The following is a 15,290-nucleotide window of genomic DNA, read 5'->3' as shown; positions in this document are numbered from 1 at the left end:
ACCTGTCAAGCAGTCGCCGATGAGGACTAACAGCGGTTAGCCCGATGCAGGAGGATCCCGTGATCGACGCCGGAGCGGCCGCCCCATTCGATCGCGATCGCCTGACCGCGGCGCTCGAGCACGCCAACCTGCCCACGCTCGTGCCGGTGCTCCACCAGCTCACCGGTGAGCGGCGCTGGCTGGAGGCCCCCTTCCGGCCCACCCGCAGCCGCGGCATGGACGACAACGACGGTGGCGGCTTCGCACCGGAGGTCGCCGCGCAGATCCGGGCCGCCACCGTCGACGCCGTGGCCGCGTGGGCGCAGGAGGGCACCGTCGCGGTGCCGGCTCCCGTCGGAGCCCCGCTCGTCGAGATGCTGAGCGTGGCCGTCGGCGAGACCGTGCCCGCCGAGTTCGCCGCGATGCTCGCCGAGGACATGGGCTTCGCACCCGAGGCCGTGCGCACGGCTCCGGCCAACGACCTCTCGGTGATCGTGATCGGCGCGGGCGTCTCCGGGATGCTCGCGGCGATCAAGCTCGCCGAGGCCGGCATCGACCACGTCGTGCTGGAGAAGAACGACGACGTCGGCGGCACCTGGCTGGAGAACTCCTACCCCGGGGCGGGCGTCGACACCCAGAGCCACCTCTACTCGTACTCGTTCGCGCCGCGCGCCTGGAGCACGCACTTCGGCAAGCGCGACGAGGTGCTGCAGTACCTGCGCGACGTCGCCGACGACCACGGGCTGCGCTCGCGGATCCGGTTCGACACCGAGGTCGCCGCGGCCGACTACGACGAGCACCGGCAGCGCTGGACGGTGCGCACCACCGCGGGCGAGGAGCTCACCGCCGACGTCGTGATCACCGCGACCGGGCAGCTCAACCGGCCCAAGGTGCCGCCGCTGCCGGGCCTGGAGGCGTTCCGGGGCCCGATCTTCCACACCGCGCACTGGCCCGCCGATCTCGACCTCACCGGCAAGCGGGTGGCCGTGATCGGCACCGGCGCCAGCGCGATGCAGGTGGTGCCCGCCATCGCCGCCGACGTCGCGCGGCTGACGGTGTTCCAGCGCTCGCCGCAGTGGGTGGCGGCCAACGACGTCTACTTCACGGCCATCGGCGACGCCGTGCACCATCTGATGGACCGGGTGCCGTTCTACCGGCAGTGGTACCGCGCCCGGCTGGCCTGGAACATCAACGACCGCGTCCACCCGTCGCTGCAGGTCGACCCGGAGTGGGAGCACCCGCGGCAGTCGGTCAACGCCGTGAACGACGCCCACCGCCGAGTGTTCACCCGCTACCTGGAGAGCGAGCTCGACGGCCGGCCCGACCTCATCGAGAAGGCGCTGCCCGCCTATCCGCCCTTCGGCAAGCGCATGCTGCTGGACAACGGCTGGTACGCGGCACTGCGCCGCGACAACGTCGAGCTGATCACCGAGGCCGTCGCGGCGATCACCCCGACCGGGGTGCGCGGCGTGGCCGGCACGGTACGCGACGTGGACGTCGTCGTGCTGGCCACGGGCTTCGAGACGCACAAGTTCCTGCACCCCGTCGACGTCCGGGGCCGGGCCGGGCGGGAGATCCACGACGTCTGGGGTCCCGAGGACGCCACCGCGCACCTGGGCATCACCACCCCCGGGTTCCCGAACCTGTTCCTGACCTGCGGCCCGGGCACCGTGCTCGGCCACGGCGGCAGCTACATCACGATCGCGGAGTGCCAGGTGCGCTACATCGTCGACCTGCTGGTCACGATGATCGAGAACGGGATCGGCGCCGTGGAGTGCCGGCCAGAGGTCGAGGACGAGTACGTCCGACGCCACGACGCCGCCCACGCCCGGATGATCTGGACCCACCCGGGCATGGACAACTGGTACCGCAACGACGCGGGCCGTGTGGTCTCGACGCTGCCGTGGCGGATCGTCGACTACTGGGGCATGACGCGCGCGGCCGACCTCGCCGACTTCACCACCGAACCCGCCCGAGCGCCCACCGGCTCATGATCCAACCGGAACCCGTGAGCGTTCGGCGGGCACCCGCGCCGGCAGCGCGAGGGTCAGCACGAGCCCCCCGGCCAGTAGCCCGACGCTGACCGCCAGCGCGCCGACCGTCGCGGCGACCGACCCCTCCCCCAGCCGGGAGAAGAACACCGTGCCGGACAGGGCGATCCCGGCGGCCGTCCCGAGCTGGACGGTGGTGTTCATGATCCCGGACGCCGAGCCTGCCTGGTCGGGGCGGATCTCCGACATCGACGTGCCGAACAGCGCGTTGAGCACCGCACCCATGCCCAGTCCGAACACGACCACCGGCGCGACCAGCGCCCAGCCCGACAGCGCGGCGCTCAGCGCGCCGACCAGCAGTGCGATCACCGCCAACCCGACCAGCAGCACCCCGATCGCCGCCGCGGTGAACACCCGGCCCAGCCGCGGCGCGAGCTGCATCGCGAGCACGTTGCCCACGACGATGCCCAGCGTCGCCGGCACGAACGTCAGCGCCGCCTGCAGCGGGGAGAACCCGAGCCCCGACTGCAGGTGCAGCGTGAGCACGAAGAACACCCCGAGCGCGGTGTTGACCACGAACATCACGGCCTGCCCGGCCGCCAGGCTCCGGTGGCGCAGCAGCCCGGGGACGTTCAGCGGCTCACCTCCGCGACGGGCCAGCGCCCGCTGCTGCAGCGCGAACAGCCCGAGCAGCGGGACGGCGGCCACCAACAGGACGATCGACCACGCGGGCCAACCCAGCTCCCGGCCCTGCACCAGCGGGTAGAAGATCGCGAACAGCGCGGCCGCCAGCAGGGTGAGACCACCCAGGTCCAGGCGCGCCCCGCCCGTTCGCGGCCGGGTCGGCATCGTCAGCAGCGCGCCGACCACCGCGAGCGCCCCGATCGGCAGGTTGATCAGGAAGATCGCGCGCCAGCCCGAGCCGAAGAGGTCGGCCTCGGTGAGCACGCCACCCAGCAGCGGGCCCGCCACCCCGCCGAGCGGGAACGCGGCCGCGTAGCACGTCATCGCCCTGGGCCGTTCCGCCTCGTCGAACTCGGCGAAGATGAACGACAGGACCTGCGGCACCATCAGCCCGGACCCGATGCCCTGCACGATCCGCGCGGCGATCAGCACGCCGACGTCGGACGCCGTGCCCGCCGCCAGCGACGACACCGTGAACACGGCCATGCCCAGCACGAACAGGCGCTTGCGGCCGTACCGGTCGCCCAGCCGGCCGCCGGTGATCAGCGTGAGCGCGAACCCCAGCGTGTAACCGGCCGAGATCCACTGCAGCGCGGACTCCCCGGTGCCGAGCTGGTGCTGGATGGTCGGCAGCGCCACCGCCACGATCTGGTTGTCGATCATGTCCACCAGCACGGCCAGCACGGCCACCGCCAGCGCCCACCACCTGAGCGGATGTTTCTCCATGACGTCTCCCCCTGGCTCGATGCCCGATGCACGCCCATCGTCAATCATCGCAACGACTGTGTCAATCAGATGATTGATTGAGTGCTCCGTCCAGTTGATACCGTCGTCGCTCCCTATACTCGCGGCGGTGACGCCAGAAGAGTTCCGCGCCGCCGGCCACGTGCTGATCGACTGGATCGCCGATCACCGCCTGCGCATCCCGGACCTCCCGGTGCAGGCACAGGTGCAGCCCGGCGAGGTCGCGGCGGGGCTGGCCCCGGTGGCCCCGGATCAGCCCGAGAGCTTCGACGCCGTGCTGGCCGACCTCGAGGACGTCGTGGTGCCCGGCATCACCCAGATCCAGCACCCCCGTTACTTCGGCTGGTTCCCGTCCAACGCCACCCTCAGTTCGGTGCTTGGCGACCTCGCGTCCTCCGGGCTGGGCTCGCTCGGCATCACCTGGCAGTCCGCGCCCGCGCTCACCGAGGTCGAGGAGGTCGTCGTCGGCTGGCTGCGCGAGCTGACCGGGCTCCCGCCGTCGTGGCGCGGAGCCATCCACGACACGGCCTCCACGGCCTGCCTGGTGGCACTGCTGGCCGCCCGCGAACGGGCCACCGACTACTCGGAGACCCGCGGCGGCCTGCAGGCCGAACCCGCACCGCTGACGGTGTACACCACCGCCCAGGCCCACTCGTCCGTGCCGAAGGCGGCGCTGCTCGCGGGCTTCGGCCGCGACAACCTCCGCCTGGTGGAGGTGGATCCGGTCACCCGCGCGATGCGCCCCGAGGCGCTGACCGCCGCCATCGAGGCGGACGTCGCGGCCGGGCGGCGACCGGCCGCCGTCGTGGTCAGCGTCGGCACCACGGGAACCACCGCCGTCGACCCGCTGGCGGCGATCGTGCCGATCGCGCAGGCGCACGGCCTGTGGATCCACGTGGACGCGGCGATGGCCGGATCGGCGCTGCTGCTGCCCGAGATGCGGTGGCTCGTCGAGGGCGTCGAGGGTGCCGACTCGCTGGCCTGGAACCCCCACAAGTGGATGGGCACGGTCCTGGACTGCGCACTGCTCTACGTCGCCGACCCGGAGCACCTGGTGCGCGTGATGTCGAGCGACCCGTCCTACCTGCGCTCCACAGTGGACGGCGAGGTCACGCAGTACAAGGACTGGGGGATCCCGCTCGGACGGCGCTTCCGGGCGCTCAAGCTGTGGTTCCACCTGCGCCTCGACGGCGTCGAGGCGATCCGCGCCCGGCTGCGGCGCGACCTCGCCAACGCCCAGCACCTGGCCGCGCAGGTGGCGGCGACGCCGGGCTGGCGCGTCCTCGCACCCGTGACGCTGCAGACCGTCTGCCTGCGCCACGAGCCGATCGGGCTCGTCGACACCGCGGGCGAGGTGCTCGACGGCGAGCGCCTCGACGCCCACACGCTCGCCTGGGCCGATGCCGTCAACGCGTCCGGGCGAACGCTGATCACCCCGTCGATCCTCGACGGCCACTGGTCGGTCCGGGTCTCCATCGGCGCCGAGCGCACCGAGCGGGCCGACGTCGACGCCGTCTGGCAGCTCCTGCGCGAGACAGCAGAGACGGCCTGACGCCCGGGGTTGCCGTTCGGCAAGGAAGGTATGTCGGAATCGTCTGGTCACCTCCCCGGCGAGCGATGTCATCTGATGACTTTTTCGATGAGGCTTGTTCCGGCGCGGTACCGGGTCACCCGGCGGGCGCATCCGATCCGGACGACTCAGGAGCACCGGCATGTCCTTCCCCAACAGCTACCCGAGCCAGAACACAGGACCCCAGAACCTCGGGCCCCAAAACCTCGGGCCCCAGAACCTCGGGCCCCAGAACCCGTACGGGAACCGCCCGCAGGCCCCCGGGACCCACCAGGGTGGTCCCCGTCCGACGCCGGGCGCGTGGCCGCCACCTGCGGGCCCCCCGATGGGCCAGCCGTACGGCGGCCCCGTTCCGGCCGGGCGGCCCCAGCAGGTGCGTCCGCCGGCACCCGACCCCCGGATGCCCGACCCCCGGATGCCTGACCCCCACATCGTTGCGGCGACGCGGCCGCGGGAGGTGCAGACCGCCTTCCAGCTGCTACTGGCGAACATCGCCTGCAGCGTGATCGGTGCGGTGCTGTCGTTCACGTTCGTCAGCGCGCTGGTGGAGATCGCCATCAAGGAAGCGGGGATCGACGACGGCCTCGCGGCCGCGGTGCGCGACGCGGCGCAGTCGGCCGGGCAGACGCAGATCGTGACCCAGGTGGTGGCCAGCGCCGTCGCGGTGGCACTGACGCTGTTCTTCGTGATGCAGATGCGCAACCGCAAGAACTGGGCGCGGATCCTGCTGACCGTGTTCGGCGCGCTCACCGTGCTGGGCATCGTCATCGTCCACGTCCGCAGCTTCGGCGACTACCTCGCGATCGGCACCACCGGCACGATCTACGCGGTGCTGGCGATCGTGCAGATGCTGCTCATCGTCGCGGCGATCGTGTTCATGTTCCGCCCGCGGTCGAACGCCTGGTTCGCGCACGTCCGGCAGGCGCGCTGATGTCCACGGGCGCCCTGCTCGAGAGACAGCGGTTGAGCAGGTTCGCCATCCCGCTGGTCTGCGCGGCGCAGCTGATGGCGGCGCTGGACGTCACGATCGTCAACCTGGCGCTGCCCGCGATCCAGCACGATCTCGGGATGTCGAACGCCGGGCTGGCGTGGGTGATCGACGCCTACACGCTCGCCTACGCCGGGCTGCTGCTGCTCGGCGGTCGGGCGGGCGACCTGCTCGGGCACCGCCGCACCCTGCTGATCGGCATCTCGATCTTCACGGTGGCCTCGCTGCTCGGCGGGCTCGCCCAGGACGCCGGGCAGTTGCTCGCCGCCCGCGCGGGCCAGGGCATCGGCGCGGCGCTGGCCACGCCCAGCACGCTGGCGCTGATCACGACGCTGCGCCCGGCCGGCCCGGCCCGCACGAAGGCGATGGTCGCCTACGGGGCGATGGCCGGGGTCGGCATCACGCTCGGGCTGGTGCTCGGTGGCGTGCTCACCGAGACGGCGTCGTGGCGCTGGGTCCTGCTCGTGAACGTGCCGATCGGGGTCGCGTTGCTCGCCGTCGCGCCGCGGGTGCTGCCGGAGTCCACCGGCGTGCGCCGTCGCATCGACGTGTTGGGGGCCCTGCTCGGCACCGCCGCACTGACGAGCCTCGTGTTCGGCGTCATCCGGATCGGCACCGACGGCTGGGGCGACGCGACAGCCGCGATCGCCTTCGGGGTCGCGGCCGTCCTGCTCGTGACGTTCGTGCTGGTCGAGCACCGGGTCGCCGAGCCGATGCTGCCGCTGGGGCTGCTGCGCCACCGCACCCGGCTGGGGGCCTACCTCGTCGCCTGCCTGCTCTTCGCCTGCCTCTACCCGTCGTTCTTCTTCCTGAGCCGCACGATGCAGGACGTGCTCGGCCAGGGACCCATCGAGGCGGGGCTGCGGTTCCTGCCGATCGGGCTCGGGGTCCTGATCTTCGCCATCGTCACCCGGCGGCTGGTGCTCGTGGCCGGACCGCGCCTGCTCGTGCTCGGCGGGACGGCCGCGACTGCGGTGGCCTCGCTCGCGCTCGTGCTGCTCGACGCCGACAGCCCGTACGCGGCGCTGCTGCTGCCGTGCCTGATCGGGCTCGGTGCCGGGGTCGGCACGACGTTCGTCGCCAACGCCGCGGCGGCCATGACCGACGTCGCCGAGTCGGACGCGGGCATCGCCGCCGGACTGCTCAGCACGTTCCAGGCCATCGGCGGCACGATCGGCGTCGCCGCGCTGGCCTCCGTGGCGGCCTCGGCGACCGGTTCGTGGCTGACCGCTGCAGCGGTTCCGCCGACACCGGCGGTCGTCCGCGACGCCCTGCTGTACGGGTTCGACAACGGCTTCCTCATCGCCGGCGGCCTCGCCGCGCTGGCGTTCGTCGCCGCGGCGGCCAGCGTCCGGACGCGGTGACCTGCACCCGGCTCGGCCGCGACGTGGCAGGAAGGCCACCTTCCCGCAAGAGTCTTGCGGGAAGGTGGCCTTCCTGCAACCCGGTCGGGGAGGTCAGGTGAGGCGCTCGACCGCCTCCAGCAGCTTCGACACCTGGCTCACCACGCTGAAGTTCTGCTTCGCGTAGGCCTCGGCGGCCACCCCCTTCGTGCTCTTCCAGTCCTCGTCGACGGCCCGTACGACCGCGGCCGCCAGCGACGCGGCGAGCGCCTCCCGGTCGTCGGTCTCCGGGACGAGCACGCCGACCTCGGGCGTCACGAAGTCGCGGGGGCCACCGGAGTCGGCGCCGATCACCGGGGTGCCGCACGCCATGGACTCGATGAACACCAGCCCGAACGGCTCACGGTAGGACGGGAAGCAGCCGACGTCGGCGCAGTTGAACAGCACCGCCAGCTCGTCCTGTGGGCGCGGGCCGACGAAGTACGTGCGCTGCAGGCCGAGCTCGGCGGCCAGGTCCTGCATCTCGACCTGCGCCTCCGGCGGCCCGGAACCGATCACCAGCGTGAGGATCCGCTTTCCCTCGGCCTGCTCGTAGCTCGCCGCGGCGTGCAGGAGCGCGTCGAGCCGCTTCCAGTCGGCGAACTTGCCGCAGAACGCCACCACCGCGTCGAACCCGTCCGGCGGCGCCACCGGCACGGGCACCCCGTCGGTGCCCTCGGCCGGATGGGTCAGGAAGCCGGCCAGCACGTTCGCCCGGTCGGCGTAGACGTCGACCGGATCGGTCATCCGCTGGAAGACATCCTGGTTGTAGCCGTTGGGCGAGAGCACCACGCGGTCGCGCGGGAACTCCGGGAAGACGTCGAGCAGCGCCTCGATCTGCTCACCCGAGATGGAGGCCACCACATCGACAGCGTGCGCCGGATCGGCGTGGTCGAAGATCTTCTCGCGCTGCATGAAGGGCAGGAAGCGCAGCGGGAACTCGTCGAGACGATCGGCCCGCCGCTCGTTCGCGTACATCTTCAGCTCGGTGCCGTGGGCGAAGCACAGCAGCGGCATCGTCCCGCGTCCGGCGGCGGCCCGGCGCTGGATGACGTCACGCATCACCACCGTGTTCATGAAACCGTGATGGGCGATCGCCAGCTCGAACCGGTCCTCCCCCGCCGCCTCGATCTCGTCGATCCACTCCGCGACCTCACCCGTCAGCCGGGCGCGGTAGGCGTCGACCTCCGCCTCGCTCATGCCGTGCCAGCGGTAGTTGCTGACCGGGGAGATCGACTCGCAGATCGGGATGTCGTGCTCGAGCGCGAAGACCCGCACGTCCTCCTCGCGGAAGCGCTGGCGACGCGACGGGTACATCGAGTAGCAGCGCCACCCCGGCAGGGCGTTGTAGGCGTGGTGGTGCGCCTCGTGCAGGATCCCCGATCCCGGGGCGAACTCCCCACCTCGCTGCCAGTTGTTGGTGCCGAGCTGAAAGATCAGCCGGTCGCCCATCCACGCCTCCCGCTCACTCCGCCATCGCAGATCGCATCGATCCACGCCGCAGGAGACTAGTGCTGGGGGTCACAGGGGGTGCGGGGACGTCGGTTGCCGCTCTCCTGCAGGTCGGGTCGCGACGGCGCCACCCCCGTGGCCACCGCGCCAACGTCCCGACATCGGCGCGGTGGCCAACCGGTTGGCGCGGTCGCAGCGAAGGGGGCGCGTGACGGGGCAAGTCAGCGCGAGTTGGGACAGATTGACCCGCGAGTTGGGATGGATGGGCCCGCGAGTCGGGCTCATGAGCGTGCCCGGCCCCGGCGATGCCCTCTCGCCGGAGGAGCAGATCGGCGGGAGGACACTCAGCGGCCCCGGCACCGGCACGGACAGCGGTCGCTCGCGCTCGCCGAAGCAGCCGAGCTGGCTGCCGCGATCCCGCGATCCGGACGTCTCGCGGGGTTCAGGGTGAGCAGCAGGTCGCCTCCCCCGTCGCCGGCACGGCAGCAGGAGCGCCACCCGCCAGCGCCAGCCGGGACGCGGCGAACTCGGCCTTGCGGCCCTGTTCCAGCTCGGGGTGGTCGTACTCGTCGTTCCAGTTCCACCAGTCGTAGGGCGCCGACTGGGGGTATCCCTCCGGTGAGTCCTCCCACGACTCCTGGCGTCCGAACGCGGTGATGTCGAGGTAGCTCCACGTGCCGCCCATGACCTCGTCGCCGCGGTTGTCGACGAAGTAGGTGCGGTAGATCGCGTCGCCGTCGCGCACGAACGCGTTCGTGCCGTGCCACTGGTCCACGCCGAAATCGCGGTCGAAGTCGTCGGTGAGCGTGTACCAGGGGATCGACGTCCACCCCATCCGCGGTTTGAGGCGCGCGAGGTCGGGCTGCGATCCGCGCGAGACGAACGCGAGCGTGGTGTCGCGGGCGTTCAGATGGACCGGGTTCGCGACCTGGTCGGCCACCATGGAACAGCCGTGGCACGCGTGGTCGGGCCAGCCGTACACGTCCGGGTCGAAGAACGCCCGGTAGACGATCAGCTGGCGACGGTCCTCGAACAGCTCCAGCAGGCTCCGGGAACCCTCAGGCCCCTCGAACCGGTACTCCTTCTCCACCGCCAGCCACGGCATCCGCCTGCGCTCGGCGGCCATCGCGTCCCGGGCACGGGTCAGGACCTTCTCCTTCACCAGCAGTTCCTGGCGCGCCGCGTCCCACTCCTGCGCCGAGACGATCGAAGGCGTCTTCATGGTCGTTCCACCTTTCGGTTCGGGCCGGGTTCACCGGCCGAGATGATCGAGCAGGGCGTCGAGCGGGCCGTCCCAGTCCCGGGCCAGCGCGGCCAGGAACTGCTGCGCCACCTGCATCGGCGCGGAGCGCAGCCGGTAGCGCACCCGCCGCCGCTCCCCCGGTTCGGCCGTGACGAGGCCGGCCTCGGCCAGCAGCGCGATGTGCTTCGCGATCGCCTGCCGGGTGATCGGCAGCCGTTCGGCCAGGTCCGTGGCGGTGGCGGGACCACCGGCGGCCAGCGCGGCAAGGATGGAACGCCTGCTCGGGTCGGCCAGCGCGACGAAGACCTGTTCGGCGACCGCCTCCATGTCGGGCGGCATCGTCAGGCGGCATCGAGGTGGTCGACGAGCTCACCCAGCTCGTTCGCCCAACCCTGGACGTGGCTGTCGTACTCCTTGCCGTGGAGATCGTCGGGCAGCTGCGCGAAGCCCGTCTCGACCACGGTCAGCCGTGTGCTGACACCCACCGGCTCGAGCGTGAACTCGACGTAGGTGCGGCGAGCGTCGTCGTCGCAGTGCGCGTCCAGGGTCCACGTGAAGCCGAACACCGAGGGCTCCTCGACGCGCTCGACCCGCATGTCGGCGACGTGCCCGTCGCTCCAGGTCATGCGTGCGGCACCGCCGGGACGCAGATCGATCGTCGCCGTGTGGCCGAACCAGCTGCCCAGTCCCTCTGCCGTGGTGATCGCGGCCCAGACCTTGGCAGGTGGATGAGCGATCTCCACGACCCGCTCGATGCGATCCGGGAATCCCATGAGAACCTCCACCTCGTTGCAACTTGACGGTTGCAATCGTATCGCAACCGTCCAGTTGCGTCAAATGCCCTGGGTGGCGAGGAACCCCCCGACGAGCCGGTTGAACGTGGCGTGCTGCTCCCACTGCGGCCAGTGCCCGGCCCCGATGATCAGCTCGAAGCGGCCGTCGGGGATCCCGGCGGCCATGTCCATCCCGGCCCCGGCCGGTCCGGACGGGTCGTCGCTGGTCCAGACGACGAGCGTGGGCGCGGCGATCGAGGCCAGCTCGGGCGCGGTGACGAGGTTGCGCCGCCGGATCGCCGGGTCCTGCAGGCACAGGATGTGGCGCATCGACGTGGCGAACCCCGGCCGGGAGTAGATGGCCCTGCGGATCGCGACCAGCTCGTCGGTGACGGTTGCGGGGTCGGCCATCAGCCATTCGAGGCGGGCGCGGACGCGCTCCGGGGTGGGGTCGTCGGCGGCGGCCTGCGAGAGGCTGCGGATCCGTTCCATCACCTCGGGTGTGGCCATCGTGCCGCCGGGGGTGTTGAGCACGAGCCTGGCCACGCGGCCGGGATGCGCGGCCGCGACCTTGATCGCGACCCAGCCGCCGAGGGACTCCCCGCACAGGTGCGCCCGGTCGATGCCGAGCACGGCGAGCAGCCCCAGCAGGTGCTCGACGTAGGCGCCGATCTCCAGGTCGGACGTGGCCGTGGTGGAGTACCCGTGTCCGGGATAGTCGTAGGCGATCACCCGCCGGTCCGCCGCCAGCGCCGCGATGTTGTGGGCGTAGGCCTCCAGGTGCCCGCCGGTGCCTGCCATCAGCACCACCGGCACCGCGTCACCGTCGCCTGCCGTCAGGATGCGCGTGCGCCAGCCACCGACGTCGACGAAGCGGATCGTGTGCTCCACCTCGGCGAGCGCGACCCACACCGGCACCGGCATTCCCGTCACCCCGGGCCCGGTCACCCCCATCCCGGTCACCACGGCGCCGAGAGCAGCCACTCGGGCGCGGCGTCGGCCACCGCCCGGTCCCAGGCCGGCCGGGCCACGTCGAGGAACGCGCCCCGGACGTAGAGCAGCGGTTCACCATCGGACGTCGCGAGCGCGCGGACCCGCCCGACGACAACGGCGTGGTCACCGCCGTCGAGCACGCTCTCCCGGTCGCATTCGAAACGGGCGATGGTGCCGTCGAGCAGTGGGCTGTCGTGGCGGCCGGGGGTGCTCGTCACGGCGGCGAAGCGGTCGCCCGTGCTGCGGGCGAAGGCCGTGGCGACGGCGCGCTGGTCGGCGCCGAGCACGTTGACGGCGAAGCCGGGCGCCGTCGTGAGCGTCTCGTGCATCCGCCGACCCCGCCCGATGCAGACCAGCACGAGCGGCGGTTCCAGCGACAGCGCGCAGAACGCGCTCACGGTGCACCCGACAGGCTCCCCGCCACCGTCGACCGTGGTGATCACCGTGACGCCGGTGGCGAACCGGCCCAGCGCGTCCCGAAGGGCCCCGGTGTCGGGGCCGGCGAGCCCCACCGTCGCCGTCACGACCGGGCCGCCGCGGTGACGGCGGGCCGCGGATCGCCTGCCAGCGCCAGCGCGCGGTCGACGAGCCGCAGCGCGGGCGCCTTGTCGTAGGACAGGTAGTTGGACGAGTAGAGGCGCACCGGATCGCCCGCGTAGTAGCGCTCGTACTGCACCGCGCGCTGCCCGAAACCGTCGCCGCACAGGTCCCAGGCGAGCTTGTAGAGCCGCACGCGCTGGGTGGCGTCGAGCCCGTCGGCACCCTGGAAGTACAGCGCGATGTCGGCGCCGATCGGGCTGTCGAAGTCGGCCGCCGACGGCATCATCAGCAGCCCGCCCGCACCGAGGGTCTGCAGCACCTCCGCGGCCTTCGGGTAGCACCCCGAGAGGTGCATCCGCAGGGTCTGCAGCGGCAGGAAGCCCGGCCGCACCGACCGTCCCGACGCGGAGGTCTCCAGGTCGACCTCGGCCGCCCGGATCAGCGCCCGGCAGGTCTCGGTGGCGGCGATCAGCTCCCCCAGCTGCCGCTGGACGTGCAGGAACCCGTCGATCTTGACGGCCTGCGCCAGCGCCATCGCGACCCCGGTGATGAACTGCATCTTCACCAGCCCCCGCACACCGGTCTGGTGCGCGGTGTGCTGGCGCAGGTTCGTGTCGGTGTAGAGCGCGTTGGCGAGCGCGACGTCGCCGTGGAGGAACACGCGGTCCCACGGCACCAGCACGTCGTCGAACACGACGAGCGCGTCGGCCTCCTCGAAGTGGGCCGAGAGCGGGTGGTCGAACGCGTTGCGGGTGCCGTCGTCGAACGGTTCGCGGCAGATCAGGCGCAGCCCCGGGGTCTCGATCGGCACGGCGAACACGGCCGCGTGCTTCTCGTCGCCGGGCCGCAGGCCGGGCAGGTTGTAGATGATGATCTCGTCGGCCATCGGTGCCAGGGTGGCGAGCATCCGGGCGCCACGCACGATCAGGCCGTCGGCGGTCTCGGCGACCACACCCATGTGCAGGAACTCCTCGGCCTGCTCCGCCGAGCTGCGGGACCGGTCGATCTGCGGCGTGATCAGGGCATGGGTGAGGAAGAGATCGTTGTCGCGGACGTACGCGTGGTAGCGCGCGACGTTGTCGGCGTAGCGCTGCCCGAGCCGGGCGAAGACGCCGGGCTCCTCGGCGAAGGCCAGCAGCGTGGTGTTGAGGAAGTCCGGTGAGCGGCCCATCAGGCCCAGCGTCGCCTCCGACCAGACGCGGTAGGCCTCGCGGCGGGCCACCAGGTCGTCGTAGGACGTGGGCGCGACGAACGCGGTGCCGACCGGGCCGTGGGGGCCCGGTCGGGTGAGCACGTCCCGGAACTGCGGGTCGTGCTGCATGTCGTAGAGGGCGGCGATCTGCTGGATCGGACGCCGCAGCGCCGGATGGCTGGTGACGTCCTCGATCCGTTCGCCGCGCAGCCACACCTCGCGCGGGGTCGTGCGCAGGCGCTCCAGGTACTGGGCGCCGGTCCGGACGGTCATGCTGGCTCCTCCCGCGCCGGGGGCGCGATGCTCGAGACAAGGCCCATGCCGGTGATCCACTCACCGACGGGCTCGTAGTCGGATACGGCCAACGGCCCACCCCAGGCGGCGAGGGCGGCGGCCCAGGTGCGCAGCTCCAGCGCGCCGGGTCCGGCGTCGCGGTGGACGTCGGCGTCGGTCTGATGGGCGAGCAGCGCCGGGTCTTCGATCAGGCGGTCGAGCAGGGCGCGGTCCCACGGGGCGTTGACGCGCCCGGTGGCCGCGCCGGCCGCGAGCTGCTCGGTCCGGGCCCGCCGCACGGGTTCCAGCTCGGCGACGCGGGATCGGCCGTGCACGAGGAACTCCCGCCACTGCGGCGTGACGTCCGGGTCCTCCGCCGAGATCGACGCCGGCCAGTGCGACAGCCCACCGGACCCGACGAGCAGCACCCGCGTGCCGCCGCCGGCCGCGCGCAGCACCTCGCCGACGGCTCGCCCGAACGCGGCGCAGCGGGCGAAGGACGGCAGCGGCGGGCAGCCCGCGTTGACGACGATCGGCACCATCGCGACGTCGAGTGCGGGGAACAGCTTCGCGTAGACCTGGGCGATGCCGTGGTCGATGCCCAGGTCCAGCGAGATTGCCGGGTCGAACCCGCGCGCGGTGACGCCGTCGAACACGGCCCGCGCGAGGTCTGCTGCCAGCGGCAACGGGCCAGCCGGGGTGTCGTAGTCACCGACCCCGCTGACGCGCTCGACGCCGATGCAGAACGGGGGCATGCAGTCGTAGAACAGGTTGCGGGCGTGGTCCGGGCCGAAGATCACGACGGCGTCGGGGGCGAGGTCGGCGACCGCGGCCCGCACCCGCTCGGCGGCGGCGCTGAAGTGCCCGCCGGGCGCGTCCGGGGTGGCGGCCGGGGCGATGGTCCAGAACGGGGAGTGCGACAGCGCGACGCACCCGACGACCGTCGCCATCAGAGCGCCGTCCCTCCGATGAGGACGAACGCCACCCGGCACGGCGCGGTGGAGCGGTTGGACCAGCGGTGCCGGGTGCCGCGCTGCACCAGCACGTCGCCCGCGGTCAGCTCCCGCTCGTCGGCGTCGAGCACCGACCAGATCGCGCCGTCGAGGACGAGCGCGTAGTCCAGCGACGCCGTGCTGTGGAACATCCGGTTCCGGCGCTCGCCGCCGTCGGTGTCCCAGTCGGCGTCGGGCGGGAACTCGACGATGCGCAGCACCGAGCCGTTGGCGGGCGGGGAGATCTCGGCACGGCCGGACAGGCCGTCCTCGGGGGTTCCCGCGTTGTCGACGGGCACCTCCTCGTGGCGCCAGAAGTCGGTCATCGCGAACGTCGGGGTGTCGGCGATGACCTGCACGTGCGGGCACGGCGCGTCGGAGACGATCGTCGAGCGACCGGCCGCGTCGAGGCCGGTGACGAGGCGCCGGTAAGGCCGCACCGCGGCCATGACGGCGCGCTCGGACAGGGGGATGTTCTCGGGCACGGGGAACTC

At 72.1% G+C, this 15,290-nt stretch carries 14 protein-coding genes; 4 read left to right on the top strand and 10 right to left on the bottom strand.

The features are described 5' to 3' along the window. The first annotated feature begins 59 nt into the window (after positions 1 to 59). Positions 60 to 1,973 (top strand): NAD(P)/FAD-dependent oxidoreductase, encoded by a 1,914-nt coding sequence (locus ACFPFQ_RS08895; RefSeq protein ID WP_379616705.1) that lies wholly within the window; start codon positions 60 to 62, stop codon positions 1,971 to 1,973. Here ACFPFQ_RS08895 and ACFPFQ_RS08890 read toward each other — a convergent pair. Next, a complete protein-coding gene (locus ACFPFQ_RS08890) occupies positions 1,968 to 3,380 on the bottom strand; it encodes an MFS transporter (protein ID WP_379616703.1) in 1,413 nt (470 codons plus the stop codon). The genes ACFPFQ_RS08895 and ACFPFQ_RS08890 overlap by 6 nt on opposite strands. Positions 3,381 to 3,507: 127 nt before the next feature. Here ACFPFQ_RS08890 and ACFPFQ_RS08885 point away from each other — a divergent pair, with 127 nt between their 5' ends. The 3 genes from ACFPFQ_RS08885 (at position 3,508) to ACFPFQ_RS08875 (ending at position 7,320) form a co-directional block, all read left to right on the top strand. Then, a complete protein-coding gene (locus ACFPFQ_RS08885; RefSeq protein WP_379616701.1) occupies positions 3,508 to 4,950 on the top strand; it encodes a pyridoxal phosphate-dependent decarboxylase family protein in 1,443 nt (480 codons plus the stop codon). Between the two features lie 433 nt (positions 4,951 to 5,383). Continuing rightward, positions 5,384 to 5,899: a hypothetical protein gene (locus tag ACFPFQ_RS08880; protein ID WP_379616699.1), complete on the top strand. Its 516-nt coding sequence runs from the start codon at positions 5,384 to 5,386 to the stop codon at positions 5,897 to 5,899. Next, positions 5,899 to 7,320 (top strand): MFS transporter, encoded by a 1,422-nt coding sequence (locus ACFPFQ_RS08875; protein ID WP_379616697.1) that lies wholly within the window; start codon positions 5,899 to 5,901, stop codon positions 7,318 to 7,320. The genes ACFPFQ_RS08880 and ACFPFQ_RS08875 overlap by 1 nt, the downstream gene beginning before the upstream one ends. 93 nt (positions 7,321 to 7,413) lie before the next feature. Here the strand turns inward: ACFPFQ_RS08875 and ACFPFQ_RS08870 are convergent, their stop codons facing one another. The 9 genes from ACFPFQ_RS08870 to ACFPFQ_RS08830 all read right to left on the bottom strand — a co-directional run bounded on the left by ACFPFQ_RS08870 (position 7,414) and on the right by ACFPFQ_RS08830 (position 15,281). After that, positions 7,414 to 8,790, bottom strand: a complete 1,377-nt coding sequence (locus ACFPFQ_RS08870; RefSeq protein WP_379616695.1) for a glycosyltransferase — start codon at positions 8,788 to 8,790, stop codon at positions 7,414 to 7,416. Between the two features lie 442 nt (positions 8,791 to 9,232). Then, positions 9,233 to 10,012, bottom strand: a complete 780-nt coding sequence (locus ACFPFQ_RS08865; protein ID WP_379616693.1) for a DUF899 domain-containing protein — start codon at positions 10,010 to 10,012, stop codon at positions 9,233 to 9,235. Between the two features lie 30 nt (positions 10,013 to 10,042). Continuing rightward, positions 10,043 to 10,372: an ArsR/SmtB family transcription factor gene (locus tag ACFPFQ_RS08860; protein WP_379616691.1), complete on the bottom strand. Its 330-nt coding sequence runs from the start codon at positions 10,370 to 10,372 to the stop codon at positions 10,043 to 10,045. A gap of 2 nt (positions 10,373 to 10,374) precedes the next feature. Further along, entirely contained in the window at positions 10,375 to 10,806 is a 432-nt protein-coding gene (locus ACFPFQ_RS08855) for an SRPBCC domain-containing protein (RefSeq protein ID WP_379616689.1), read from the bottom strand. 60 nt (positions 10,807 to 10,866) lie between these two features. Next, positions 10,867 to 11,760, bottom strand: coding sequence for an alpha/beta fold hydrolase (locus ACFPFQ_RS08850; protein ID WP_379616687.1), 894 nt, complete (start codon positions 11,758 to 11,760; stop codon positions 10,867 to 10,869). A 5-nt stretch (positions 11,761 to 11,765) separates the two neighbouring features. Beyond that, positions 11,766 to 12,323, bottom strand: coding sequence for a flavin reductase family protein (locus tag ACFPFQ_RS08845; protein WP_379616685.1), 558 nt, complete (start codon positions 12,321 to 12,323; stop codon positions 11,766 to 11,768). Further along, positions 12,320 to 13,804 carry a 4-hydroxyphenylacetate 3-monooxygenase, oxygenase component gene (gene hpaB / locus ACFPFQ_RS08840; RefSeq protein ID WP_379616683.1) on the bottom strand — a complete coding sequence of 495 codons (1,485 nt, stop codon included), beginning with the start codon at positions 13,802 to 13,804 and terminating at the stop codon, positions 12,320 to 12,322. Before hpaB ends, ACFPFQ_RS08845 begins: the two co-directional genes overlap by 4 nt. Beyond that, a complete protein-coding gene (locus ACFPFQ_RS08835) occupies positions 13,801 to 14,754 on the bottom strand; it encodes a 2,3-dihydroxyphenylpropionate 1,2-dioxygenase (RefSeq protein WP_379616681.1) in 954 nt (317 codons plus the stop codon). Before ACFPFQ_RS08835 ends, hpaB begins: the two co-directional genes overlap by 4 nt. Beyond that, on the bottom strand, positions 14,754 to 15,281 hold the full coding sequence (locus ACFPFQ_RS08830; RefSeq protein WP_379616679.1) for a cupin domain-containing protein: 528 nt from the start codon (positions 15,279 to 15,281) through the stop codon (positions 14,754 to 14,756). Before ACFPFQ_RS08830 ends, ACFPFQ_RS08835 begins: the two co-directional genes overlap by 1 nt. Between the last annotated feature and the right edge of the window lie 9 nt (positions 15,282 to 15,290).

It is taken from the genome of Pseudonocardia sp. GCM10023141 (assembly GCF_042653605.1).
The sequence above is the reverse complement of the archived record's forward strand: the minus strand, read 5'-3'. Positions and strand labels throughout refer to the sequence as shown.

Coding starts and splice junctions, on each gene's coding strand:
- ACFPFQ_RS08890 (WP_379616703.1), bottom strand. CDS start 3,380: ATGGAGAAACATCCGCTCAGGTGGTGGGCGCTGGCGGTGGCCGTGCTG.
- ACFPFQ_RS08880 (WP_379616699.1), top strand. CDS start 5,384: ATGCCTGACCCCCACATCGTTGCGGCGACGCGGCCGCGGGAGGTGCAG.
- ACFPFQ_RS08875 (WP_379616697.1), top strand. CDS start 5,899: ATGTCCACGGGCGCCCTGCTCGAGAGACAGCGGTTGAGCAGGTTCGCC.
- ACFPFQ_RS08870 (WP_379616695.1), bottom strand. CDS start 8,790: ATGGGCGACCGGCTGATCTTTCAGCTCGGCACCAACAACTGGCAGCGA.
- ACFPFQ_RS08865 (WP_379616693.1), bottom strand. CDS start 10,012: ATGAAGACGCCTTCGATCGTCTCGGCGCAGGAGTGGGACGCGGCGCGC.
- ACFPFQ_RS08860 (WP_379616691.1), bottom strand. CDS start 10,372: ATGCCGCCCGACATGGAGGCGGTCGCCGAACAGGTCTTCGTCGCGCTG.
- ACFPFQ_RS08855 (WP_379616689.1), bottom strand. CDS start 10,806: ATGGGATTCCCGGATCGCATCGAGCGGGTCGTGGAGATCGCTCATCCA.
- ACFPFQ_RS08850 (WP_379616687.1), bottom strand. CDS start 11,760: ATGGGGGTGACCGGGCCCGGGGTGACGGGAATGCCGGTGCCGGTGTGG.
- hpaB (WP_379616683.1), bottom strand. CDS start 13,804: ATGACCGTCCGGACCGGCGCCCAGTACCTGGAGCGCCTGCGCACGACC.
- ACFPFQ_RS08835 (WP_379616681.1), bottom strand. CDS start 14,754: ATGGCGACGGTCGTCGGGTGCGTCGCGCTGTCGCACTCCCCGTTCTGG.